This is a genomic window from Polaribacter sp. KT 15, assembly GCF_900143115.1.
GTDB classification, from domain to species: Bacteria; Bacteroidota; Bacteroidia; order Flavobacteriales; family Flavobacteriaceae; genus Polaribacter; species Polaribacter marinaquae.
Genome location: NZ_LT670850.1, coordinates 1,846,310 through 1,869,955, shown reverse-complemented (window position 1 = coordinate 1,869,955; position 23,646 = coordinate 1,846,310). Strand labels below are relative to the sequence as shown.

The window sequence follows — 23,646 nt, the reverse complement described above, 5'->3', positions numbered from 1 at the left end:
GCAAATAATTGAGATACATCTCATGGTTTTCTTTCTATAATTTCATAATTTAATTTATACTCAATAAAATACTACTTTCAAATCTGTAATTTGATGTATTCTATCTAAAGTTTTTTTCGAAGAGTTCGATAAATCGTCTATAATAACTACTTCAAAATTATTCTCTATCAATTCTATTACAGTGTGATAACCTATATAATCGCAACCACCAGTTACTACAATTTTATTATTCATACTGTGTTAAATATAATTATGATATGCAAATGAACAAAATAAAAAACTCACAATAACATACTAGTACCAACTAGTCGATTTATTTGAACGTTAATTATATATTTGCAACATGAGTTTAGTTACCTTAAATAAGAAATCTAAAGTACCAAAGTACAAACAAATTATTGCATCTATAGAAGATGCTGTACAAAACGGTACGTTTAAAAAAGGAGATAAACTACCATCAATAAACAGTTTAAGAGATACTTACAAATTATCTAGAGATACTGTTTTAATGGCTTTTAATGAATTAAAAAACCGAGGAATTATACATTCTGTAGTTGGTAAAGGATATTATTTATCATCAGAAAATGTAAGTGTTTCTCAAAAAATATTTTTACTTTTCGATGAGTTTAATGCCTTTAAAGAAGATTTATACAATTCTTTTTTAAGTAATTTAGATGCTAATATTAAAGTTGATATTTACTTTCATCATTTTAATCCTAAAATATTTAACGCTTTAATTCTAGACAATATTGGCGATTATAATCATTACATAATTATGCCAGCCAATATAGAAAACACAGAGTTAGTTCTAGAAAATTTACCAAAAGAGAAAGTATTTATTTTAGATCAACTAAACCCAGAATTAAAAGCATATTCGGCAATTTTTCAAAATTTTGAAAAAAATATATTTACTGGTTTAAATGAAGTTAAAGATAAACTAGCAAACTACATCAAGTTGATTTTTGTGTATGATAAAAAAATTCAGCCTAAAGCAATGTTAGATGGCTTCGAAAGTTTCTGTGAAAAAGAAAAATTTGAAAATGAAGTTATTGATACTTTAACTACAAGAAAAATTGAAAAGGGTGAAGTATATATTATTCCTGAAGATAAAAATCTAATACAAATTATTAAGAAAATTAAAGAGACCTATTTAATTCTTAAAAAAGATATTGGTATAGTTTGTTATAACGATACTATGTTAAAAGAAATTGTAGAAGGCGGCATTACAACTATCTCTACAGATTTTACAGCAATGGGTAAAAATCTTGCATCAATTATAACGACAAAAGAAAAAGTTCAAATAGAAAATCCATCAAAAATAATTGTTAGAAATTCCTTGTAAATTATGATAACGGTTAAACATTTAGAAGATAATAAAATTATAGAGTTTAAAAACACGCTAAATAATTCTGTTGCTATTATCAATTTAGAATTAGGAGGAAGTTTACAAAAACTTCAAATTAATGGCGAACAAATTCTTGCAGACATGCATCCTGTTCCATACGAAACTTGCTATCACTCGGCAATTCTATTTCCTTTTGTAAACAGAATTGATAACGGAAAATACATATTTAATAAAAAAGAATTTCAATTTAAAATAAACGAACCCGGTAATAACAATGCTTTGCATGGTTTGGTTTTCGATAAAGAATTCCTTTTTGAAAATCAAAATACATCAGTAAATAGCACTTCTATTACTTTAAGTTACACAGAAAAAGATAAAAATCCCGCATTTCCGTATGTATATAAAATTACATTAATCTACACATTTTCTAATACAAGTGTTGCTTTAGAAATTAAAGTTGATAATATAGATTCAGAGAGTTTTCCTTTTACATTAGGTTGGCATCCATATTTCTATTCTAAAAACTTATCTAAAAGTACCCTTAAATTTAATGCTGATAAAAAAGTAAATCATAATAATAAAATGATTACAAAAAACTTAGAAGCAACCAATATAAACGAATTAAAAGATTTAGATTCTGGTAATTACGATGATTGTTTTAGTTTAAGAAGTAGTAAAGTTATTTTTGAAACTCCGACTTACAATTTTACTTTAAATTCTAATTTAAAAGAGAATTATCTACAAATTTATACTCCGGAAAATAAAAATGCCATTGCTATTGAACCAATAACAGGTATATCAGATAGTTTTAATAATAAAGTAGGACTTCAACTATTAAAACCGAACACAAGTTTTTCTTCAATTTATACCTTATCAGTAGATATTTAGCACATTATATTATGAAAAAAAAATTAATAAAAGAGGTTAAAAAAATTTTCAAGAAACACTTTAATGTAAAACCAATTATGGTGTTTTCTCCTGGTAGAATTAATTTAATAGGAGAACATACAGATTATAATGATGGTTTTGTTTTTCCTGCTGCTATAGATAAAGGTATTGCATTAGCAATTTATAAAAATGACGAAAATGTGAGCAATGTGTACGCTTTAAACAAAGAAGAAATGTATTCTTTCGGTTTAGAGAACATAGCTCCTTTAAAAGATGGTGGTTGGCGAAATTATATTTTAGGTGTTGTTTCAGAAATTCAAAAATTAAATATTCAATTAGATAATTTTAATTGTGTTTTTGCAGGGGATATTCCTGGTGGCGCAGGTATGTCATCATCAGCAGCATTAGAAAATAGCGTTGTTTTTGGTTTGAATGAATTGTTTGATTTAAAACTCACAAAAGAACAAATGATTTTAATTTCTCAAAAAGCAGAACATAATTATGCCGGAGTAAAGTGCGGTATAATGGATCAGTATGCTAGTATGTTTGGCGAAAAGAAAAGCGCGCTATTGTTAGATTGTAGATCTATAGAATCTACATCTTTTAAAATTGATTTTAAAAAATACAAACTCCTTTTAATTAATAGTAATGTAAAGCACGATTTATCTGAAAGTGCATATAATGATAGAAGAGCGGTTTGTGAAAAGGTTTCTAAATTATTAAACGTAACTGCTCTTAGAGATGCTACGTTAGAAGATTTAAATGCAATAAAATCTAAAATATCTAATGCAGATTATGAAAAGACTTCTTATGTTATTGAAGAAAATTCTAGAGTAGAAAAATTTTCTGAAGCAATACAAAAAAATGATATTGAAACTTTAGGAGATTTAATTTATCAATCTCATGATGGTTTAAGTTCTAAATATAAAGTTAGCTGTAAAGAATTGGATTTTTTAGTTGATGAAACTAGAAATAATTCTAAAATTTTAGGTGCAAGAATGATGGGCGGTGGTTTTGGCGGATGTACAATAAACCTTATTAAAAAATCTGAAATTGAAGATTTTAAAAATGAAATTTCTAAAAATTTCAAAAAAGAATTTGGCAAAGAATGTTCTATTTATCAGGTGAAATTATCTGAAGGAACAAGAATCATAAAAAAATAATTGCTATGAATACACACTTACAAGATTATTCTCATAAGAGATTAAATATTTTAACTGGTGAATGGGTTCTAGTTTCACCACATAGATCTAAAAGACCTTGGCAAGGTCAAAACGAAGAAATTTCGAATGAGAAAAGACCTTCATATGATGAAAACTGTTATTTGTGCGCAACAAATACTAGAATTAATGGCGAAGTAAATCCAGATTATAAAGATGTATTTGTTTTTACAAACGACTTTGCTGCATTACAAAAAGATTCACCATCTTTTAAAATAGACGATGGTTTATTTAAAGCAAAAAGCGAAACCGGAATTTGTAAAGTTATTTGTTTTAGTCCAGATCATTCTAAAAGTTTAGCAGATATGGACGTTAAAGACATTAAAAAAGTAGTGAATGTTTGGCAACAAGAATATATATCTTTAGGTAAAAATAAAGACATCAATTATGTTCAAATTTTTGAAAATAAAGGTGCAGTAATGGGCTGTAGTAATCCGCATCCACATGGTCAAATCTGGAGTCAATCTGCATTACCAAATGAAGTTGAAAAGAAAGACAATCAACAATTAAAATATTACAATACCAAAAATAGCAACCTTTTAGAAGATTATTTAAAACAAGAATTAGAAGCTAACGAAAGAATTATATTTCAAAATAAAGATTTTGTTGTATTAACTCCGTTTTGGGCCATTTGGCCATTTGAGGTAATGATTGCTCCTAAAAAAGCACAAGAAAATATTACTAAGATGACAGATGAAGAAGCTTTAAATTATGCTGAAGCCATATCTGTAATAACCAAAGCTTACGACAAATTATTTAACACCTCTTTTCCTTATTCTAGTGGTATACATCAATCGCCAACTAATAATAAAGAGAACAAGCATTGGCATTGGCACATGAGTTTTTATCCGCCATTATTAAGAAGTGCAACTGTAAAAAAGTTTATGGTTGGATACGAAATGTTTGGATCACCGCAACGAGATATAACTGCAGAATTAGCAGCAAAAAGATTAAAAAATCTTATATAAAAAAAAAGCCTTTGTAATTAAACAAAGGCTTTTTTTATTATCAATTCAAAAAAATAAAAATTTTTATTTTTTTCTATTTACAAGTTCCCCAACTCATAAACATAACTAATTTTGATAAAATAACTCAACTTTTTATTATGAAAATGTATCTACCTCTAAATACACTTCAAAGATACATCGTATATGTGTTGTTAAATTTAATTTTCGATAAGTGATTTAGAATTATCGACGAATGGCATTAGTTATTAGACAAACTGTTTACAACAAGTTTAACCTTTTCATCAATTCGGTTTTATGAGACCTACTAATAGGAATCACGTGCTTTTTAATCAAAACGCTGTTATCTTCTATATCTATAATTTCTGAAGTATTAATAATATAAGACCTATGGATTCTAAGAAAAGAATCTAACGGAAGCTTCTTTTCTATTTTTTTTAAAGTAGAATGTACAATAAAACTTTTCTTATCTGTTCTAATACCAATATAATCTCCTTTAGCCTCTATTAAAAGTATTTCTGGTATATTAATTTTAACCAAACGCTTTTCTACATTCACAAAAATGTAATCTTTATTTTCTATACTTTTACTAGGCTGTTTCTCTTTTGGTTTATCTGTATTTAAATTAATTAACTTATCTACAGATTTTAAAAACCTTTCTTTTGCTATTGGTTTTAATAAATAATCTACAACACTTTTATATTCAAAAGCTTCTAAAGCAAAGTTTTTATCTGATGTTGTAAGTATAATTTTTACGTTTGATTTAATTGTTTTAATAAAGTCAATACCCGAAAAAGTAGGCATATGAATATCTAAAAAAGCTACATCGATATTTTTATTTGAATTTAAAAACTTAATTGCTTCTATAGCAGAAGAAAACTCTTCTATTATTTCTAAATCTGTTTCTTTACATAACTGCCTAATTATTAATCTAGCAGATACATCATCATCTATTATTATACAGTTCATAGTGTAGTTAGTACTATTGGTTTTTTAAATATACGTTAATTCTCTCTAAAATAAATACAAGCTCTGTATATTGTTCAATATTACCTTTTTTTGCATCATTTTCTATTTTAGAAGCAAATTCTAAAGCCATTGGCATACCCAACATACCTATTTTGTGTTTTATTTTATGAATACACAAACTTAATTCTTCATAATTTTTACGCTCGTAAAAACTTTTTAATGATAATAATTCTTCCGGAAAATCAGTTTTTAAAATAGTTAACATACTATTTTCAAAACTAGCATCACCGCCAGAAACTTCTTTTAAATAATTTAGATTAGGGTTTTCCAAAGGATTAAATATTTATTTGTCTTTTAATTTGTTGGTCTAATGAAATAAATGTTTCTGTTCTTAAAACATTTTTTATTGGCTGAATTTTATCATTTAAAATACGCATTAAACTCTCGTTATCTTTACATAGTATTTTTACCAAAATAGCATAATTACCAGTTGTATAATGACTTTCTATAACCTCTGGTATTTCTTTTAATCTTTTTATTGATGATGAAAGCTGACTTGAAGAATCTAAATAAACCCCAACAAAAGCAGTCGTTGTATAACCCAAAGATTTGGGATTAATAATCATATTGTACCCTTCTATCAGTTTAGATTTTTCTAATTTTTTTAATCTTTGATGAATTGCCGCACCAGATATACCTACTTCTCGAGCAATACTTAAAATAGGTGTTCTAGCATCTTTAACCAAAGTTCTAATTATTGTTTTATCAATTCCATCAATTTTCATAATTCAACATATATTAACTATAAAGGTAAAAAAAATAGAGAATACAAACTGTATTCTCTATTTAACTTTATTATTATAACTAAATAGTAAGATTTTAACTCATTGTAAAATCTTCCATAAACTTAGTTGTATAATTACCTGCAACATAATCTGGATGATCCATTAATTGTCTATGAAAAGGTATCGTTGTTTTAATTCCTTCAATAACAAACTCATCTAATGCACGCTTCATTTTATTAATTGCTTCTTCTCTTGTTTGAGCAGTTGTAATTAATTTAGCAATCATAGAATCGTAATTTGGCGGAATCATATATCCTGCATATACGTGCGTATCGATTCTTATTCCGTGCCCACCAGGAGCATGAAAAGTAGTAATTTTACCCGGAGCTGGTCTAAAATTATTATGAGGATCTTCAGCATTAATTCTACATTCTATAGAATGCATTTTAGGATAATAATTTTTACCAGAAATTGGCACACCAGCAGCAACTAAAATTTGCTCTCTAATTAAGTCGTAATCTACAACCTCTTCTGTAATTGGGTGCTCTACTTGTATACGAGTATTCATCTCCATAAAGTAGAAGTTTCTGTGCTTATCAACTAAAAACTCTACAGTACCTGCACCTTCATATTTAATAAACTCTGCGGCTTTTACGGCTGCATTACCCATTGCTTCTCTTAATTCATCTGTCATGAAAGGAGAAGGTGTTTCTTCTGTTAATTTTTGATGACGTCTTTGTACAGAACAATCTCTTTCTGATAAATGACATGCTTTCCCAAAAGAATCTCCTACAATTTGAATTTCGATATGTCTTGGCTCTTCAATAAGCTTTTCCATATACATATCGTCGTTACCAAATGCAGCTTTAGATTCTTGTCTTGCAGAATCCCAAGCATCTTTTAAGTCTTCTGGTTTCCAAACGGCACGCATACCTTTACCTCCACCTCCGGCAGAAGCTTTAAGCATTACTGGGTAACCTGTTTCTACAGCTAACTTTTCACACTCTTCAAAATCGGTAATTACACCTTCACTTCCAGGTACACAAGGTACACCGGCAGCTTTCATAGTAGATTTAGCATTTGCTTTATCTCCCATTTGGTCAATCATTTCACCTGTTGCACCAATAAACTTAATATTATGCTCGTCACATAATTTAGAAAATTTAGCATTTTCAGATAAAAACCCGTAACCTGGGTGAATAGCATCTGCATTTGTTATTTCTGCAGCAGCAATAATGTTAGACATCTTTAAATAAGATTCTGAACTTTGTGCTGGACCAATACAAACGGCTTCATCTGCAAATCTAACGTGTAAACTTTCTGCATCTGCAGTAGAATATACTGCTACAGTTTTTATACCCATTTCTCTACAGGTTCTAATAACACGTAATGCTATTTCACCTCTATTGGCAATTAATATTTTTTTAAACATATTATAAAAAATTATGAATTATGAATTTGTAGTTACAATCAAGACATATCTTGTTCGTAATTTTAATTCATAATTAATTATTATGATGGGTCTACCAAAAATAATGGTTGATCAAATTCTACCGGAGAAGAATCGTCTACTAATACTTTAACAATTTTACCAGAAATCTCTGATTCAATTTCGTTAAATAATTTCATAGCTTCGATAACACACACTGTATCACCAACTTTAACCTCTGTACCAACTTCTACAAAATTTGGTTTGTCTGGAGAAGGCTTTCTATAAAAAGTTCCAATAATTGGAGATTTTATAGTAATAAATTTAGAATCATCATTATCAGACACAGGTGCAGCAGCTTGTTCTACAGCAGCAACTGGTGCCGATGGCGCTTGTTGTTGTGCAGGCATTTGAGGTAAACCTTGCATTGGTGCAGCTTGCACAATAGTAGTTTCTGTTTTACCTGAACCCGTTCTAATTGTAATTTTTACATCTTCCATTTCTAACTTTACCTCGCTTGCACCAGATTTAGCTACAAATTTTATAAGATTTTGAATTTCTTTAATATCCATTTCCTTATTGTTTAGTTGTTATTTTATATAAATTAGTAAGCCCATTTAAGGTACGCAGCTCCCCATGTGAAACCACCACCAAATGCGGCAAATATTAAATTATCTCCTTTTTTAAGCTTATTTTCGTAATCAGCTAATAATAATGGTAAGGTTGCAGAAGTAGTGTTACCATATCGATGAATATTCATCATTACTTTTTCTGCAGAAACACCAACTCTTTTTGCTGTTGCTTCTATTATTCTTTTATTAGCTTGATGTGCAACTAACCATTGAATATCTGGTTCTGTTAAGTTATTTCTAACCAACATTTTTTCTGCAACATCTGCCATATTAGAAACGGCATATTTAAAAACAGTTTTACCTTCTTGATAAACAAAGTGCTTACCATCTTCTACTGTTTGTTTTGTAGCTGGCATTTGAGAACCACCTGCTTCAATTCTTAAGAAATCTCTACCAATACCATCACTTCTTAAGTATTCATCTTGAAAACCTAAACCTTCTGTATTTGGTTCAAATAAAGCAGCTCCTGCTCCGTCACCAAAAATAATACAAGTTGCTCTATCTGTATAATCTATTATAGAAGACATTTTATCGGCTCCTATTAATAAAACTTTTTTATATCTACCAGATTCTATATAACTTGTAACAGTAGACATACCATATAAAAAACTAGAGCAAGCCGCTTGTAAATCGTAAGCAAAAGCATTTGTTGCACCTATTTCTGTAGCAACATAAGCCGCTGTAGATGCAACTGGTAAATCTGGTGTTGCAGTCGCAACAATTACCAAATCTATTTCTTTAGGGTCTAAATTTTTCTTGCTGATTAAATCTTCTGACGCTTTAATAGCCATATAAGAAGTACCAAGACCTTCACCTTTTAAGATTCTTCTTTCTTTAATACCAGTTCTAGTAGTAATCCATTCGTCATTGGTATCTACATAGCTTTCTAACTCTTTGTTAGTTAAAACATATTCAGGAACATATTTCCCTACTGCTGTAATTGCTGCAGTGATTTTTGTCATAATACTTAGTTTGTTATCCCAATGTTAAGGAATTTCAAAGAAATGAAATTTATTTTACTTTTTAGAATAAAAAGTATTAAAACGATGGGATTTCGTATAAAAACGCAAAAAAACCCTCAAATTTGAGGGTTTTTTATGTAAAATAAAAATTTTCTATGCTTCTGCTGCTGCAGATTCTAATACTACTTGACCTCTATAGTAAAGTTTACCTTCGTGCCAGTGAGCTCTGTGATATAAGTGCGCTTCACCTGTTGTTGGGTCTGTAGCAATCTGTTGTGCAGATGCTTTATAATGCGTTCTCCTTTTATCTCTTCTCGTTTTCGATATTTTTCTTTTAGGATGTGCCATTTTATGTCTTTTTTTCTGTTATTAAATTCTTTAATTTATCCCATCTAGGGTCTGTTGTTTCAACAGTTTTTTCTTCTTTTATTTCTAACTCTTCTAATTTGCTCAAAGCTTCAGATTTCATCGTACCATCTAGTACTTTTGGATGAACTCTTTTACTTGGAACAGCTAACACAATCATTTCATAAATAAACTGTGCTACATTAAATTGATATACTTCATGTGGCAAAATTAAAATCTCTTCATTGTCATCATTATATTCTGGTCCAAATTTTACAACTAAAGGTAATTTAGAGGTAATTTCAAGGTCAAAATACTCATTTGTTACATCACAAGGCACATTAACTGTACCTGAAGCTGTAAATAAAAGCTCAAAAAAAGTGCTTTTTTTTACAAATTCTAAAGTAACATTTATAGAAGATTTTTTAAATTCACTATAATTATAAAACTCAAAGAACGTATTATCAATACTATACTCAAATAGATGTTTACCTTCCTTTAATCCTACAAACTGTATGTTGTATTGTTTCAAGTCTTTCATTATCAAACATCAATTGAGCGTGCAAAGATATAAAAAAATGTTTTTATACACTGTTTTCTTTAAAAAAAAGAAAATTATTTTTAATGCTTTGCTAAAAGTGGGTTTTTAGTTAGTTCTTTATAATCGTTTCTAGTCTTGTAAATATGAATTGCAGAAAACAATGCTTCTTTAAAAGACGATGGGTTTGCTAGGTTTTTACCTGCAATATCAAAACCTGTTCCGTGATCTGGTGATGTTCTAATTTCACTTAATCCTGCTGTAAAATTTACACCATTACCAAAAGACAATGCTTTAAAAGGCGCCAAACCTTGATCGTGATAAGTTGCCAAAACACCATCAAACTGTTTATATGTTTCAGATCCGAAGAAACCATCCGCAGCATAAGGTCCAAAAACTAGCTTGCCACTTTCTTTAATTTCTTCTATAGTAGGTTTAATAATTTCATCATCTTCTTTACCAATTACACCTTTATCTCCACAATGAGGATTTAAACCTAAAACTGCAATTTTTGGTTTTGCAATGCCAAAATCTTTCTTTAAAGAAGCATGCATTGTCGACACTTTTTCTTTAATAATTTCTGGAGTAATAGCTTCTGCTACTTTCGAAATAGGAATATGACCCGTTATTAAACCAATTCTTAATACATCTGTCATAAGAATCATTAAGCTTTTACCTGGCAAGTTTTCTTCTAAATATTCTGTATGACCCGGAAAATTAAATGTTTCAGACTGTATGGTTTCTTTATTAATAGGTGCGGTTAATAAAACATCTACACTTTTATTCTTTAAATGCTCTACCGCAGCTTCTAAAGATTTTGCTGCATACGAACCAGAAACTTTAGTTTCCTCTCCTAATTTAATAGAAACATCTTCTTTCCAAACATTTAAAACATTTATTTTAGAATGATTTATTTGATTAATTTGGTTAATTCCATGTACAGGAACCTCTAATTTTAAAGCTTTTTTATGATAAGACACAACTTTCATTGCTCCAAATAAAACTGGTGTACAGAAATCTAACATTCGTTTATCTTCAAATGTTTTTAAAATAACTTCAATACCTATACCATTTAAATCTCCTATTGAAATTCCGACGATTATTTTATCAGTTTTATCAGCCATAACTCTTGTAATATTCTTAATTTTGATGTTCTACAAAAGTAACTAAAATTTAGAGAAATGTTTACAGGAATAATAGAGACACTTGGTAAAGTAACAAACTTAGTAAGTGAGCAAGATAATCTTCATATAACAGTAAGTAGCAATATTACAAACGAGTTAAAAATAGATCAAAGCGTTGCCCATAATGGCGTATGTTTAACTGTTGTTGACATCAACGAAAATGAATACACAGTTACCGCTATTAAAGAAACTTTAAACAAAACAAATATAGGAGCGTTAAAAATAGATTCTATTGTAAACTTAGAAAGAGCAATGAAACTTGGCGATCGACTAGACGGTCATATAGTGCAAGGACATGTAGATGAAACTGGGATTTGTACAAATATTGAAAACCAAAACGGAAGCACTGTTTTTACTTTTCGTTATAATGCAACGATAAATAATAATATTACAATTGAGAAAGGTTCTATAACAGTAAACGGAGTGAGTTTAACGGTTGTAAACTCGAAAGATGATTCTTTTAGTGTTGCAATTATACCTTACACTTTAGAAAACACTTCTTTTAAAACTTTAGCAGTAGATGATAAAGTAAATTTAGAATTCGATGTAATTGGCAAATACGTAAGTCGTCTTACTAAAAGATCCTAAGAAATTTAAAAATTAAGATTAGTTTCTTAGTTTTGCTACACCATAAATTAAAGCAGAAGCTAGTAAAAATATCACACCTCCATCAACAGACAAACCTGGTGGTGGTGGTGGTGGAATTGGTGGTGGTACCATTTGACCACAAACCAATTGAGTAGAAAGGAGCACTATAATTAGTACTAAGTATTTTATTTTCTTCATTTTATATCCCCCCAGATTAAAATTTTGAAATTTTTTGTTTTTACAAATATCTAATTTTTATTTGATATATGCTAAAAAAAATAAAGTGGTCCCACTTGGGCTCGAACCAAGGACCACCTGATTATGAGTCAGGTGCTCTAACCAACTGAGCTATGGGACCAAAATTATTGGATGCAAATGTACTATTATTTTTAATAATCTAGTGAAAAAAAATAAAAATCTTATACAGATCGATTCATCAACCAAAGACCAAAATCCTTAAGAGATTGTTTATCAACATCTTCGATACTCATTTTAGCCAAAGTATCAAAAGCTTTTTCTGTATAATTTGCTATTTCTTGCTTAATTAAAAGCGGAATATCGTTCAATTCGAAGATTCTTCTTACCTCAGAAATCTTAACAGAGTTCTCGTTAAGCTTCTTTTTATAAAAATATTGCAACTTACCTTTCTCATCATCATTAGCAACTTCTAACGCTTTTAGATATAAATAGGTTTTTTTATTTTCGATAATATCGCCTCCAACTTGCTTACCAAATGTCTCTGGATCGCCAAAAGTATCTAAATAATCATCTTGTAATTGAAATGCTAAACCTAGATTTAAACCAAAATCGTAAATTAAACTCGCATTTTCTTCAGTTGTTTCAGCAACAATTGCACCCATTTTTAATGCAGCAGCAACTAAAACTGATGTTTTTAAACGAATCATATTTATATATTCCGGAATCGTAACATCAGATCTAGTTTCAAAATCAACATCCAACTGTTGTCCGTCACATACTTCTAAAGCGGTTTTGCTAAATAATTTGGCTAATTTCTGAAACACAACAGGTTCGTAATTCTCGAAATATTGATAAGCTAATATTAACATAGCATCCCCAGAAAGTATACCTGTATTTATATTCCATTTTTCATGAACCGTTGCTTTACCTCTTCTCAAAGGCGCATCATCCATAATATCATCATGTACCAATGTAAAGTTATGAAAAACCTCTACCGCTAAAGCAGCTGGCAAAGCCTTACTTACATTGTTAGAAAATATATCTGCAGCCATTAAAGTTAAGACAGGTCTAATTCTTTTTCCGCCTAATTGCAAAATGTAATCTATTGGTTCGTACAAGTTTTTAGGCTCGTGAATCCATTTTTTTGATTCTAAATAAGAAAGAAATTCCTTTTGATATTGTAAAATGTCCAAATCTAAAATTTTTTGTAAAAATAATGTAAAGAAATTCTTATTTGAAGTTCTAACGTTAAAAAATGTTTAAAACTTTGGAAACTATTTTTGTTTCTAAAGTTTCCTTTTGTACATTTGCACCCGAATTATGAGAGAAAAAATATTAGACAAATCTAAAGAACTCTTCTTAAACCTTGGTTTTAAGAGTGTAACCATGGATGAAATTGCCAGTTCTTTAGGTGTCTCTAAAAAAACAATTTACAAGTATTTTAAAAACAAAACAGAACTTGTAGACGCTGTAACATTATACATGTTTGATAATGTATGTTGTGGCATTGACTCTATATGTGGTTTAAACCTTAATCCGATAGACGAACTTTTTACCATTAAAAAGTTTATCATGGAAAATTTAAAGGACGAAAAATCTTCACCTCAGTATCAACTTCAAAAATATTATCCAAAGATTTACGCTCCTTTAAAGAAAAAGCAATTTTTAATTATGCAAGATTTTGTAATTAAGAATTTAAATGAAGGAATCAGTATTGGCTTATATAGAAAAGATATTGATGTAGAATTTATTTCTAGAATTTATTTTAACGGTATGATAGGTATTAAAGACAAAGACCTTTTTCCGTTAAGAGATTATTCTATGAACACATTAATGCAATATCACTTAGAATACCATTTAAGAGGTATTTGCACAGAATCTGGAATACAACAATTAGAAACCCAATTAAAACTGAAATAAATCTACCATGAAAAAAAGAATACTGGTATACTTTAGCACCTGTTTTTTCTTAATAACAAATGCCCAAGAAAAAACACAAACGCTATCTCTTAAAGAAGCAATTAACTTTGCATTAGAGAATAGTTATAACACCAAAGCTTCTAAAAACGACATTTTAGCAGCAGAAAAAAAAGTTTGGGAAACCACAACAATTGGTTTACCGCAAATTGATGGTAATATCGATTATCAAAACTTTATAAAACAACCAATTACGTTGGCAGATTTTGACCAAGACGGTACAAACGAAGAGTTTATTTTTGGTACAAAACAAAACATGAATGCAACCGTAACTTTAAGACAATTGCTTTTTGATGGTTCTTATCTTGTAGGTTTACAAGCATCTAAAACTTATTTAAAAATCTCTGAACAAGCAAACGAGAAAACAGAAATGCTAACCAAAGAAGCTGTTATTAATGCCTACGGTAATGTTTTAGTTACAGAAAATAGTATTGCAATTTTAGAAGGAAACATTAAAATTCTTCAGAAAAATTTTGATGACGCTAAAAAGATTTACGAAAACGGTTTAAATGAAGAAGAAGATGTAGAACAGTTAGAAATTACATTAGGTAACTTAAAAAATCAGCTGAATAATACTAAAAGGATGAAAGAGATTGCATACCAAATGTTAAATCTTTCTTTAGGTAATCCTATTTCTACAAAATTAATTCTAACAGATTCTTTAGATTCTTTAGCTGAGGATAACATCAGCTTAAAACTAATTTCAGAAACATTTAACGTTAACAATCACATCGATTTTAAAATCTCTGAAAATGACTTAGAAACTAAAAGATTAATGGTAAAACTAGAGCAAAGTAAGGCCCTACCTACTTTAAGTGCCTTTTTAAATTATGGCGCACAAGCAAACTCAGATTCTTTTACTTTTTTAAATAGCAATCAGCGTTGGTTCGATTCTTCTTTATTGGGCGTAAGTTTAAAAATTCCTATTTTTAGTAGTTTTGGTAGAAGTGCAAAAACTGCACAAGCTAAAATTGCATTAGAAACTGCCGACTTAAGGTTGCAAGAAATAAAGCAAAAACTGTCTTTAGAAGCTCAGAAAGCTAAAAACGATTACCAAATTAGCATAGACAATTATCAAACAAATAAAAAGAATGTTGGTTTGGCAGAAAGAATCGAAAAGAAACAACGTGTAAAGTTTTTTGAAGGAATTTCTTCTAGTTTCGATTTATTACAAGCTCAAAATCAATTATACACGCAGCAACAAAACTACATACAATCTATGTTAGAAGTTATTGCTAAAAAAGCAACATTAGAAAACGCATTAAACCTACCAATCAAATAATACATTACAATGAAAAAAATATATTCATTATTCGTTATATCAGCTATTTTAGTTTCTTGTGGTAAAAACAAAGAAACATCTGTAGAAAGCATCATTTCTTCTGGTAATTTAAAAGAATTAACAGCAAAAAAGAAAGAAATAACTTCTAAGTTAGAAGAAATAAACAAAAATTTAGAAGCTATAAACACAGCTATTTCAGAAAAAGACACAGTAAAAAAACTACCTTTAATTACAACATTTGTAGCAAAAGACACAGTTTTTAATCATTATTTAGAATTACAAGGAAACGTAACTACCAAACAAAACATATTAGTATATCCAGAAATGCCTGGTATTTTAAAAAGAGTTTTGGTTAAAGAAGGGCAAAAAGTTTATAAAGGACAGTTATTGGCTACAATAGACGATGGTGGTTTGGCAAATCAAGTTGCACAATTAGAAGCAACTACACAACTAGCTAAAACAACTTACGAGCGTCAAAAACGTTTATGGGAACAAAAAATTGGTTCTGAAATACAGTTTTTACAAACAAAAACAAATTACCAAGCACAAACAAGCAGTTTAAAGCAATTAAAAAGTCAGTTAGCAAAAGCTTCTATTAGAGCTCCTTTTTCTGGAGTTATAGATGATGTTTTTAAAGAAGCAGGTACAGTAATTGCACCAGGGCAAGGTTCTGAAGTTTTTAGAATTGTTAACTTAAACAATATGTATATCGAAGCAGAAGTGCCAGAAAGATATATTACAAGCATTACAAAAAACAAAGCTGTTAAAGTTAGTTTTCCTGTTTTAGGAATTTCTTTAGACAGTAAAGTTAATCAGGTTGGTAGCTACATCAATCCTAACAACAGGTCTTTTAAAATAGAAGTTCCTGTTGCTAACAAAAGCGGAAATGTAAAACCTAACTTAACGGCAAAACTTCAAATTAATGATTATTCTGATGAAGAATCTGTATTAATTCCTCAAAGTATTATTTCTGAAAATGCTAACGGAGAGCAGTTTATTTATGTTATTAGAGATAAAAATGATGCACAAGAAGCTACAGCAGAAAGAGTAATTATTAAAACTGGTAAAACACAAGGCAACCTTATAGAAGTTTTAGAAAACTTACCTGTTGGTACAGAAATTATTGATGAAGGTGCAAGAAGTGTAAACAATGGTCAAACTGTAAAGGTTATCAATAAATAAAAACTCATCTAAGATGTCAAAAGAAAAAAAGAAAGTAGACAAAGAGTTTAAATTATCTTCTTGGGCAATTAACAATAAAACTACCATTTATGTAATAATGGGTGTGTTGTTTTTCTATGGTATTACTGCATATTTTAGTATGGCCAGAGAAAATTTTCCGGAAGTAAAAGAAACTAAAATATATATTAGTACTGTATATCCTGGTAACACTGCAGAAGATATAGAAAAACTAATTACAGATCCTTTAGAAGATAAAGTAAAAACCGTAAGTAATGTTGTAGAAGTTACCTCTACTTCTCAAGAAGATTATTCTATTGTAATTGTAGAGTTTGATGAAAACATTACCGTAGAACAGGCTAAACAAAAGATTAAAGACGAAATAGATACAGAAACTTCTAGCGAAGATTGGCCTACTTTTAATGGCGCAAAAGTAGAACCAAACGTATTTAATTTAAGTATGTCTGAAGAAATGCCAATTTTAAATATTAATATTTCTGGCGATTATCCTGTTTATAAATTAAAAGAGTTTGGTGAGTATTTGCAAGATGAAATTGAAGATTTACCAGAAATTAAAAAAGCAGATATTAGAGGTGCTCAAGAAAAAGAAGTAGAAGTTGCTGTTGATGTTTATAAAATGATGGCTAATAAAGTTAGCTTTAATGATATTACAACTGCAATAGGAAACGGAAACGTTACTATGTCTGCCGGTAATTTTATAAATAGCGGTCAAAGAAGAACTATTAGAATTATTGGAGAGATAGATAAACCTTCAGAATTAGAAAATTTTGTAATTAAATCTGAATTTAATAATCCTATTTACTTAAAAGATGTTGCAAAAGTATCTTTTAAAGACAAAGACAAAACTACGTATGCAAGAGAACGTGGTGAACCGGTTGTAATGTTAGATGTTAAAAAGCGTGCTGGTAAAAACATGGTAGCCGCTGCAGAAAAAATTCAAGTAATTGTAAATGATGCTATTGCTAACGAATTTCCAAAAGATTTAAAAGTTACAATTGCCAATGACCAATCTCCTAAAACTATTGGGCAGGTAGATGATTTAGTAAACAACATTATTTTTGGTGTAATACTAGTGGTTGTTGTTTTAATGTTTTTCTTAGGATTTAAAAACGCAGTTTTTGTTGGTTTTGCAATTCCTATGTCTATGTTTATGTCTTTAATGATTTTAAACATGTTAGGTTACACCATGAATACCATGATACTTTTCGGACTTATTATGGGACTTGGTATGTTGGTTGATAACGGAATTGTAGTTGTAGAAAACGTATACCGTTTAATGGATGAAGAAGGAATGAATAAAGTTGATGCCGCCAAAAAAGGTATTAGCGAAATTGCTTTTCCTATTATTATTTCTACTGCAACAACAGTTGCTGCATTTATTCCTTTAGGCCTTTGGCCCGGAATTATGGGAGACTTTATGAAGTTGTTACCAATTACATTATCTACAGTGTTAGGTTCTTCTTTATTAGTTGCAATTTTCTTTAACTCTGTACTTGTATCACAATACATGAGTGTAGAAGATAAAGATATGCCAGTAAAAAGAATTGTAATTATTACAAGTATTATGACAGCTTTAGGTATTTTGGTTTTAATAACTGGTGGCGCTTATAGAGCTTTAGGTACTTTAATGATTTTTACTGCAATAATGCTTTGGGCTTACAGATTGTTTTTAAGAGGTTGGGCAAATAGTTTTCAAAATAAAGTATTACCAAAATTAGAATCTTGGTACGAAAGACAATTAAAAAGAGCATTATCTGGTTGGACTCCTTATGTTTTAACCGTAGGTACTTTTGTTTTATTAATTGTAGCTTTTATGTCTTTTGGTATGTCTTTACAATCACAAAGAACAAAAGTTGAATTTTTTCCAGACAACAAACCAAATCAAATTATTGTATATATAGAATACCCAGAAGGTACAGATATCGAAAAAACTAATAACATTACTAAATTAATAGAACAAAAGGTTTCTGATGTTTTATATAGTGATGATTATATGGATGGCGAGTACAACTTTATGGTAGAAAGTTTAGTTTCTCAGGTTGGTGAAGGTGCCGGAAACCCACAAACAGACGGTGGTTCTGCAGCAGAAATGCCGCACAAAGGTAAGATTACCGCTTCTATGAGAGAGTACAAATATAGAAGAGGTTTAGATAGCGAACTTTTAAGACAAAAAGTACAAACTGCTTTGGTAGGTATTTATCCTGGTGTTTTAATTTCTGTTGAAAAAGATGCGAACGGACCACCTGTTGGAGCGCCAATTAATATCGAAATTCAAGGTGATGATTACGCAGAGTTAATTACAACTGCGCAAAGAATGCGAGATTTTATTAATACTAAAAGTATTTCTGGTATTGATGAATTAAAAATTGATGTTAACAGAGACAAACCAGCAATGAAAGTTGTTGTAGATAGAAAAAAAGCAGGTGAACTAGGTGTTTCTACAGGTCAAGTTGGGCAACAGTTAAGAGCTTCTATCTTTGGTAACAAAGCTGGTGTTTATAAAGAAGATGGCGAAGATTATGATATTTATGTTCGTTTTAATAAAGAAGATAGATACAATAAAAGTGCCGTTTTTAATCAGAATATAATCTTTAGAGACATGGCTTCTGGTAAAATAAAAGAAATTCCGGTTTCTACAGTGGCTACACAAACAAACAACTCTGGTTTTAGTGCAATTAAGCATAAAAAATTAAAACGTGTTGTAACGGTTTACTCTGCATTAGCTCCTGGAGAAACAGATGCAGGTGCTGTTGTTGGTAAAATTAGAGAAGAAATGAAAAACTTTAAAAATTTACCTAAAGGAATTAAAATAGATTACACTGGTCAACTAGAAGAACAAGAAAAGCAAATGAACTTTTTAGTTGGAGCGTTTTTTACAGGATTAGCATTGATCTTTTTTATCTTAATTTTCCAATTTAATTCAGTTTCGAAACCAGGAATTATAATGCTTGCTATCTTTTTAAGTTTTATTGGTGTTTTTGGTGGTTTGGTTATTTCTGGTGCTCCTTTTGTTATTATGATGACAATGATGGGAATTATTTCTCTTGCTGGTATTGTAGTAAATAATGGTGTAGTTTTACTAGATTACGCACAATTATTAATTGATAGAAGAAAAGATAGTTTAGATTTAGAAGAAGATGAATTTTTACCAAAAGAAGAATTATTTGCTAGTATTGTACAAGCAGGTAAAGCGCGTTTAAGACCTGTATTATTAACTGCTATTACTACAATTTTAGGGTTGATACCTTTGGCAATTGGTTTAAACATTAACTTTTTTACATTATTTAGCGAGTTTAACCCACATATTTATTTTGGTGGAGATAATGTTGTTTTCTGGGGACCATTAGCTTGGACAGTTATTTACGGTCTTGTAGTTGCAACTTTCTTAACGCTTATTGTTGTACCAATTTTATTCTTCTTAATTACGAAGTTTAAAATGAGAATTAAAGGACAACTGAACAATGATGTAGACAATACACAAATTGCTTACACAGAAGTACAAGAATAGCTTTTAGTAGAAAATGTAAATAAATAAAGGGATGAAATCGTTTAGGTTTCATCCCTTTTTATATTTTTGAACCAATGATGCAGAAAAAATCGTTTACCGTAGAAGAAATTAAACGCAAGATAGAACAGTATTGTGTCTACCAAGATCGTTGCCATAAAGAGGTAGAACAAAAAATGCGCGATTATAATTTAATTCCGGAAGCTAGAGAACTTATACTTTTAAGTTTAATGAAAGATAATTTTCTAAACGAAGAACGCTTTGCTAAAAGTTTTGCAAGAGGAAAGTTCAGAATTAAAAATTGGGGCAAACAAAGAATTGTTAGAGAGTTAAAGTTTAAAGATATTTCTGCTTACAATATAAAAACCGCACTTAAAGAGATTGATGAAGAAGAATATATTGAAACTATTTATAGGATTACCGAAAATAGAAATGCTGTAATTTCTGAAAGTGATATTTACAAGCGTAAAAATAAATTAATAGGCTTTTTGATGCGAAAAGGTTTTGAAAATGAGCTTATTTTTAAAGTAGTAAACGAAGTTGTTAGTTCTTAAAACAAGCTAACAAACACACTTAGCCCTGATAGAGCAATTTGTTTGAGCTCTTTTGAGGAACGAAAAAAGCGAGTTGCGAAAGCAGGAAATAGCTTCTAAAATTAATTCTTATATTTTTCTAAGAATTTAGCATCGTTTTCTTTTTTTGCTTTTATAACTTTTTGCACATCGTCGTTTGGTATTGCTACAGATAAAACATATTGCTTAATTTGCCATTTACCATTGCTATTTTCTAAAACTCCAGAACCTCTACAAGTACCCATCCAAGTATTTAAAAGCTCGTCAAACCACACAAAATTTTTGTTTTGGTTTACATAAACATTTCTTTCTAAAGTTGTAAAAGACCATGCTTTACCTCTATCAAAAAAAGGTTTGCTAAAGCCAATAAATTCCTTTTTAGTCCAAATTTCTTCGGCTGCGGTACCAATATAAACTGCGTCTTTAGACATTGCATTAAAGTAATTATCAAAATTTGCATCGGCCGCAGCTTTGTGCCAATTAACCATAAAAACATTTACTTCTTCTTTTACGGTTTCAACATCCTTTTTTATAATTTTTGATGTAGAACAAGCGCCTAAAACTAAAATACTTATTAATAATGCAATTGCTTTTTTCATAATTTTTACTGCCTTTTTCTAGAACCTTTGTCTAAATTATTTTTTTCTATTAACTTTTCTTTCATTCTTAAATCTATAGATTTTTTAGAAACGGTATCTAATCGCGTAGAATCTAAACCAATAAAATCTACATCGATATCAATTTCATTTTCGAATCTAATTTTAGCTAAAACGGTATTTATTTTTGTGTTGATATCAGAAAAAGCAGACATGGTTTTGTCTACTTGGTTATTAACTTCTGCTGACTCTATTGCACTAATTTCTGTAATATCTGCAAGTCTTAAAACCTCATTATACAAAATATTGATTCTAGCATTTACAGACGGAATATCAAATTTTTTGGGTTTAAGACTATCTTTTAAACTTTTAACCAAATCTTTTAACTCTACAGCGTTACTTAAGGCTTCGTTAGGCGATATTTTTTGATATTTAACAAAAAAAGAATCAACTTCTTTTAGGTATTTCCAATCTTTTACTTCATCGTAAAATGTAGGTAAAACGGGCGCTGTTTTGGCATGAGATTGCACCAAAGTCATTAATGGTTTCGGTTTAATTTCTTCTTTATTTTCTTGTTTACTTCCACAAGAAACTACAAAAACACTTAGTACTAAAAGGTATATATATTTCACGATGTTATTTAAAAAAGTAAAAATACACATTTTTAAGCGTAAATTAGATTTTAAAGAAATGATAACAAATTGGTTATATAAGCTAATAAATTACTGAATAATTATTTTATTAAATAATTATTACGAATACTTAAATTAAGTACCTTTGTTGTTGATTTTAATTCAATCTAAAAATGAGTGAAACTATTTTAGTTTTAGGCGCCAGCGGGCAAATTGGTAACGAGTTAACCCAAAAACTACGTACAATTTACGGTAATAACAATGTTATTGCTTCTGATATTAGAGAAGGTAATGCAGACATGATGACTTCTGGTCCTTTTGAAATTATAGATGCCACAGATAAAGAAACCATTTTAAAAATGGTTAAAAAGTACAATGTTACTCAGGTTTATTTATTAGCGGCAATGTTGTCTGCAACTGCAGAGAAATTTCCACAAAAAGCTTGGGATTTAAACATGACATCTTTACTCGGCGTATTAGATTTAGCTAAAGAAAAACATATAAAACAAGTCTATTGGCCAAGTTCTATAGCCGTATTTGGACCAACAACTCCTAAAGAAAATACACCACAAAAAACAATAATGGAACCAAGTACTGTTTACGGAATTAGTAAACTTTCGGGTGAATTTTGGTGTAATTATTATCACGAAAAATTTGGGGTTGATGTTAGAAGTATTCGATATCCTGGTATTATTTCTTGGAAAACAAAACCTGGTGGTGGCACAACAGATTATGCCGTAGATATTTATTTTAAAGCATTAGAAGAAGGTAATTATGAGTGTTTTTTATCAGAAAAAACACGTTTACCAATGATGTTTATGGATGATGCGGTAAATGCAACCATACAACTTATGCAAGCAAAACCAGAAGATGTAAAAGTAAGAACTGCATACAATTTAGCAGCTATAGATTTTACACCAGAAGAAATTGCATTAGAAATTAAAAAACATTTACCAGATTTTAAAATTTCTTACAAACCTGATTTTAGACAAGAAATTGCAGATAGTTGGCCTTCTATAATCGATGATTCTGAAGCGCGAAAAGATTGGAACTGGCAACATAAATTTAATTTAGAAACCATGACTAAAGAAATTTTATCCAACTTAAAAAAGTAAAATATAAGCGTTGTAAGTTTATTAAAAACACACGTCTAAACTCTTGAATTAAGTTAAGCAATTTTAGCATGAAAGAAATTATAGAAAATAGTCTTAAAAACACAATTTCTTACGCAGAGTACAGAAGTTTAGTTAGTAGTTTGTTAGAAGAAGGTAAAGCAACAGGACCAATACAATCTGAAGCTTTAACCAATTATAGTTTATTAAATGATAAACGTATGAAGCGTTTAGATAAAACTATTAAAATTTCTGAAGAAACAATCTCTGAATTTCAAAAGGTAACCGAACCTCAAACTTGGTTGGTTATAACAGAAGGTTGGTGTGGTGACGCTGCACAAAATATTCCTGTACTTCAAAAAATTGCAGATATTACAGATAAAGTAGATTTAAAAATAGTTTTAAGAGACGAAAACTTACCTTTAATGGATTTGTTTCTTACAAACGGAGGTAGAAGCATACCTAAACTAATTGCTTTAGATAAAGATAATAATGTTATCAATACTTGGGGACCAAGACCTTCTACAGCAACTAAAATGGTTGCAGATTATAAAGAAGAACATGGCAGTTTAGACGCACAATTTAAACAAGATTTACAAGTTTGGTATAATAAAAATAAAGGTAAAAATGTGCAAGAAGATTTAGTTAAGCTTGCTACACAAATACCGGCAAAAAAAATATAAATATTATTCACCTTTTTAAAAACCGCAAACACATTTTCT

At 29.6% G+C, this 23,646-nt stretch carries 25 protein-coding genes, 1 tRNA gene and 1 pseudogene; 12 read left to right on the top strand and 15 right to left on the bottom strand.

What is annotated here, in order from left to right; all coding sequences use genetic code 11:
- Window positions 1-75 precede the first annotated feature (75 nt).
- A pseudogene (locus B5464_RS14345) lies at window positions 76-234 on the bottom strand (UDP-glucose 4-epimerase GalE); the annotation flags it as partial.
- Between the two features lie 109 nt (window positions 235-343).
- On the opposite strand from B5464_RS14345, the gene B5464_RS08420 reads away from it, so the two are divergent.
- From B5464_RS08420 to B5464_RS08405, 4 genes are read left to right on the top strand one after another with little or no spacing between them, the layout of a single operon-like run.
- On the top strand, window positions 344-1,342 hold the full coding sequence (locus B5464_RS08420) for a winged helix-turn-helix domain-containing protein (protein WP_079738003.1): 999 nt from the start codon (window positions 344-346) through the stop codon (window positions 1,340-1,342).
- 3 nt (window positions 1,343-1,345) lie between these two features.
- A complete protein-coding gene (locus B5464_RS08415) occupies window positions 1,346-2,233 on the top strand; it encodes an aldose 1-epimerase (protein ID WP_079738002.1) in 888 nt (295 codons plus the stop codon).
- Between the two features lie 11 nt (window positions 2,234-2,244).
- Window positions 2,245-3,396: a galactokinase gene (galK, locus tag B5464_RS08410; RefSeq protein WP_079738001.1), complete on the top strand. Its 1,152-nt coding sequence runs from the start codon at window positions 2,245-2,247 to the stop codon at window positions 3,394-3,396.
- Between the two features lie 5 nt (window positions 3,397-3,401).
- Window positions 3,402-4,421 (top strand): UDP-glucose--hexose-1-phosphate uridylyltransferase, encoded by a 1,020-nt coding sequence (locus B5464_RS08405; RefSeq protein ID WP_079738000.1) that lies wholly within the window; start codon window positions 3,402-3,404, stop codon window positions 4,419-4,421.
- A 258-nt stretch (window positions 4,422-4,679) separates the two neighbouring features.
- Here the strand turns inward: B5464_RS08405 and B5464_RS08400 are convergent, their stop codons facing one another.
- The 9 genes from B5464_RS08400 to pdxA form a co-directional block, all read right to left on the bottom strand.
- Window positions 4,680-5,387 (bottom strand): LytTR family DNA-binding domain-containing protein, encoded by a 708-nt coding sequence (locus B5464_RS08400; protein ID WP_079737999.1) that lies wholly within the window; start codon window positions 5,385-5,387, stop codon window positions 4,680-4,682.
- Between the two features lie 13 nt (window positions 5,388-5,400).
- Window positions 5,401-5,718 (bottom strand): Hpt domain-containing protein, encoded by a 318-nt coding sequence (locus tag B5464_RS08395; protein WP_079737998.1) that lies wholly within the window; start codon window positions 5,716-5,718, stop codon window positions 5,401-5,403.
- 4 nt (window positions 5,719-5,722) lie between these two features.
- A complete protein-coding gene (locus B5464_RS08390; RefSeq protein ID WP_077810914.1) occupies window positions 5,723-6,172 on the bottom strand; it encodes an Lrp/AsnC family transcriptional regulator in 450 nt (149 codons plus the stop codon).
- Between the two features lie 94 nt (window positions 6,173-6,266).
- Complete coding sequence (gene accC / locus B5464_RS08385; RefSeq protein ID WP_079737997.1) at window positions 6,267-7,604, bottom strand: acetyl-CoA carboxylase biotin carboxylase subunit; 1,338 nt, start codon at window positions 7,602-7,604, stop codon at window positions 6,267-6,269.
- Window positions 7,605-7,684: 80 nt separating this feature from the next.
- Window positions 7,685-8,173, bottom strand: a complete 489-nt coding sequence (gene accB, locus B5464_RS08380; RefSeq protein ID WP_079737996.1) for an acetyl-CoA carboxylase biotin carboxyl carrier protein — start codon at window positions 8,171-8,173, stop codon at window positions 7,685-7,687.
- Between the two features lie 32 nt (window positions 8,174-8,205).
- Window positions 8,206-9,195 (bottom strand): beta-ketoacyl-ACP synthase III, encoded by a 990-nt coding sequence (locus B5464_RS08375; RefSeq protein WP_077810911.1) that lies wholly within the window; start codon window positions 9,193-9,195, stop codon window positions 8,206-8,208.
- A 153-nt stretch (window positions 9,196-9,348) separates the two neighbouring features.
- On the bottom strand, window positions 9,349-9,543 hold the full coding sequence (gene rpmF / locus B5464_RS08370; RefSeq protein WP_068361688.1) for a 50S ribosomal protein L32: 195 nt from the start codon (window positions 9,541-9,543) through the stop codon (window positions 9,349-9,351).
- Window position 9,544: 1 nt separating this feature from the next.
- The gene (locus B5464_RS08365) at window positions 9,545-10,081 is read right to left on the bottom strand and encodes a DUF177 domain-containing protein (protein WP_077810910.1); all 537 of its coding nucleotides are present in this window, start codon (window positions 10,079-10,081) and stop codon (window positions 9,545-9,547) included.
- Window positions 10,082-10,161: 80 nt separating this feature from the next.
- Window positions 10,162-11,202 carry a 4-hydroxythreonine-4-phosphate dehydrogenase PdxA gene (gene pdxA, locus B5464_RS08360; protein ID WP_077810909.1) on the bottom strand — a complete coding sequence of 347 codons (1,041 nt, stop codon included), beginning with the start codon at window positions 11,200-11,202 and terminating at the stop codon, window positions 10,162-10,164.
- 57 nt (window positions 11,203-11,259) lie between these two features.
- Between pdxA and B5464_RS08355 the strand changes: the two genes are divergently transcribed.
- Window positions 11,260-11,850 carry a riboflavin synthase gene (locus B5464_RS08355; protein ID WP_079737995.1) on the top strand — a complete coding sequence of 197 codons (591 nt, stop codon included), beginning with the start codon at window positions 11,260-11,262 and terminating at the stop codon, window positions 11,848-11,850.
- 18 nt (window positions 11,851-11,868) lie between these two features.
- On the opposite strand, the gene B5464_RS14340 is transcribed toward B5464_RS08355, so the two are convergent.
- From B5464_RS14340 to B5464_RS08345, 3 genes are all read right to left on the bottom strand, one after another.
- Entirely contained in the window at window positions 11,869-12,048 is a 180-nt protein-coding gene (locus B5464_RS14340) for a PID-CTERM protein-sorting domain-containing protein (RefSeq protein ID WP_149025906.1), read from the bottom strand.
- Window positions 12,049-12,134: 86 nt separating this feature from the next.
- Window positions 12,135-12,208: transfer RNA gene (locus tag B5464_RS08350), tRNA-Ile, on the bottom strand.
- Between the two features lie 61 nt (window positions 12,209-12,269).
- Complete coding sequence (locus tag B5464_RS08345) at window positions 12,270-13,241, bottom strand: polyprenyl synthetase family protein (protein WP_079737994.1); 972 nt, start codon at window positions 13,239-13,241, stop codon at window positions 12,270-12,272.
- A 127-nt stretch (window positions 13,242-13,368) separates the two neighbouring features.
- Between B5464_RS08345 and B5464_RS08340 the strand changes: the two genes are divergently transcribed.
- The 5 genes from B5464_RS08340 (at window position 13,369) to B5464_RS08320 (ending at window position 20,566) form a co-directional block, all read left to right on the top strand.
- The gene (locus tag B5464_RS08340; protein WP_079737993.1) at window positions 13,369-13,968 is read left to right on the top strand and encodes a TetR/AcrR family transcriptional regulator; all 600 of its coding nucleotides are present in this window, start codon (window positions 13,369-13,371) and stop codon (window positions 13,966-13,968) included.
- A gap of 7 nt (window positions 13,969-13,975) precedes the next feature.
- Entirely contained in the window at window positions 13,976-15,307 is a 1,332-nt protein-coding gene (locus B5464_RS08335) for a TolC family protein (protein ID WP_079737992.1), read from the top strand.
- Between the two features lie 9 nt (window positions 15,308-15,316).
- Entirely contained in the window at window positions 15,317-16,489 is a 1,173-nt protein-coding gene (locus B5464_RS08330) for an efflux RND transporter periplasmic adaptor subunit (RefSeq protein ID WP_079737991.1), read from the top strand.
- Window positions 16,490-16,502: 13 nt separating this feature from the next.
- Entirely contained in the window at window positions 16,503-20,015 is a 3,513-nt protein-coding gene (locus tag B5464_RS08325) for an efflux RND transporter permease subunit (protein ID WP_079737990.1), read from the top strand.
- A gap of 74 nt (window positions 20,016-20,089) precedes the next feature.
- The gene (locus B5464_RS08320) at window positions 20,090-20,566 is read left to right on the top strand and encodes a regulatory protein RecX (protein WP_231963573.1); all 477 of its coding nucleotides are present in this window, start codon (window positions 20,090-20,092) and stop codon (window positions 20,564-20,566) included.
- A 101-nt stretch (window positions 20,567-20,667) separates the two neighbouring features.
- On the opposite strand, the gene B5464_RS08315 is transcribed toward B5464_RS08320, so the two are convergent.
- Window positions 20,668-21,183, bottom strand: coding sequence for a nuclear transport factor 2 family protein (locus B5464_RS08315; protein WP_079737989.1), 516 nt, complete (start codon window positions 21,181-21,183; stop codon window positions 20,668-20,670).
- Window positions 21,184-21,188: 5 nt separating this feature from the next.
- Window positions 21,189-21,812, bottom strand: a complete 624-nt coding sequence (locus tag B5464_RS08310; RefSeq protein ID WP_154066954.1) for a hypothetical protein — start codon at window positions 21,810-21,812, stop codon at window positions 21,189-21,191.
- A 173-nt stretch (window positions 21,813-21,985) separates the two neighbouring features.
- On the opposite strand from B5464_RS08310, the gene B5464_RS08305 reads away from it, so the two are divergent.
- Window positions 21,986-22,927 (top strand): NAD-dependent epimerase/dehydratase family protein, encoded by a 942-nt coding sequence (locus tag B5464_RS08305; protein ID WP_079737987.1) that lies wholly within the window; start codon window positions 21,986-21,988, stop codon window positions 22,925-22,927.
- A 68-nt stretch (window positions 22,928-22,995) separates the two neighbouring features.
- Entirely contained in the window at window positions 22,996-23,607 is a 612-nt protein-coding gene (locus B5464_RS08300) for a thioredoxin family protein (protein ID WP_079737986.1), read from the top strand.
- The last annotated feature ends 39 nt before the right edge of the window (window positions 23,608-23,646 follow it).

Bases quoted from the DNA above. Each gene is read 5' to 3' on its own strand.
- accB (WP_079737996.1), bottom strand. From the start codon at position 8,173: ATGGATATTAAAGAAATTCAAAATCTTATAAAATTTGTAGCTAAATCT.
- B5464_RS08405 (WP_079738000.1), top strand. From the start codon at position 3,402: ATGAATACACACTTACAAGATTATTCTCATAAGAGATTAAATATTTTA.
- B5464_RS08415 (WP_079738002.1), top strand. From the start codon at position 1,346: ATGATAACGGTTAAACATTTAGAAGATAATAAAATTATAGAGTTTAAA.
- B5464_RS14340 (WP_149025906.1), bottom strand. From the start codon at position 12,048: ATGAAGAAAATAAAATACTTAGTACTAATTATAGTGCTCCTTTCTACT.
- B5464_RS08300 (WP_079737986.1), top strand. From the start codon at position 22,996: ATGAAAGAAATTATAGAAAATAGTCTTAAAAACACAATTTCTTACGCA.
- B5464_RS08365 (WP_077810910.1), bottom strand. From the start codon at position 10,081: ATGAAAGACTTGAAACAATACAACATACAGTTTGTAGGATTAAAGGAA.
- B5464_RS08355 (WP_079737995.1), top strand. From the start codon at position 11,260: ATGTTTACAGGAATAATAGAGACACTTGGTAAAGTAACAAACTTAGTA.
- B5464_RS08330 (WP_079737991.1), top strand. From the start codon at position 15,317: ATGAAAAAAATATATTCATTATTCGTTATATCAGCTATTTTAGTTTCT.
- galK (WP_079738001.1), top strand. From the start codon at position 2,245: ATGAAAAAAAAATTAATAAAAGAGGTTAAAAAAATTTTCAAGAAACAC.
- B5464_RS08335 (WP_079737992.1), top strand. From the start codon at position 13,976: ATGAAAAAAAGAATACTGGTATACTTTAGCACCTGTTTTTTCTTAATA.
- B5464_RS08420 (WP_079738003.1), top strand. From the start codon at position 344: ATGAGTTTAGTTACCTTAAATAAGAAATCTAAAGTACCAAAGTACAAA.
- B5464_RS08320 (WP_231963573.1), top strand. From the start codon at position 20,090: ATGATGCAGAAAAAATCGTTTACCGTAGAAGAAATTAAACGCAAGATA.
- B5464_RS08340 (WP_079737993.1), top strand. From the start codon at position 13,369: ATGAGAGAAAAAATATTAGACAAATCTAAAGAACTCTTCTTAAACCTT.
- B5464_RS08400 (WP_079737999.1), bottom strand. From the start codon at position 5,387: ATGAACTGTATAATAATAGATGATGATGTATCTGCTAGATTAATAATT.
- B5464_RS08315 (WP_079737989.1), bottom strand. From the start codon at position 21,183: ATGAAAAAAGCAATTGCATTATTAATAAGTATTTTAGTTTTAGGCGCT.
- accC (WP_079737997.1), bottom strand. From the start codon at position 7,604: ATGTTTAAAAAAATATTAATTGCCAATAGAGGTGAAATAGCATTACGT.
- B5464_RS08390 (WP_077810914.1), bottom strand. From the start codon at position 6,172: ATGAAAATTGATGGAATTGATAAAACAATAATTAGAACTTTGGTTAAA.
- pdxA (WP_077810909.1), bottom strand. From the start codon at position 11,202: ATGGCTGATAAAACTGATAAAATAATCGTCGGAATTTCAATAGGAGAT.
- rpmF (WP_068361688.1), bottom strand. From the start codon at position 9,543: ATGGCACATCCTAAAAGAAAAATATCGAAAACGAGAAGAGATAAAAGG.
- B5464_RS08375 (WP_077810911.1), bottom strand. From the start codon at position 9,195: ATGACAAAAATCACTGCAGCAATTACAGCAGTAGGGAAATATGTTCCT.
- B5464_RS08325 (WP_079737990.1), top strand. From the start codon at position 16,503: ATGTCAAAAGAAAAAAAGAAAGTAGACAAAGAGTTTAAATTATCTTCT.
- B5464_RS08305 (WP_079737987.1), top strand. From the start codon at position 21,986: ATGAGTGAAACTATTTTAGTTTTAGGCGCCAGCGGGCAAATTGGTAAC.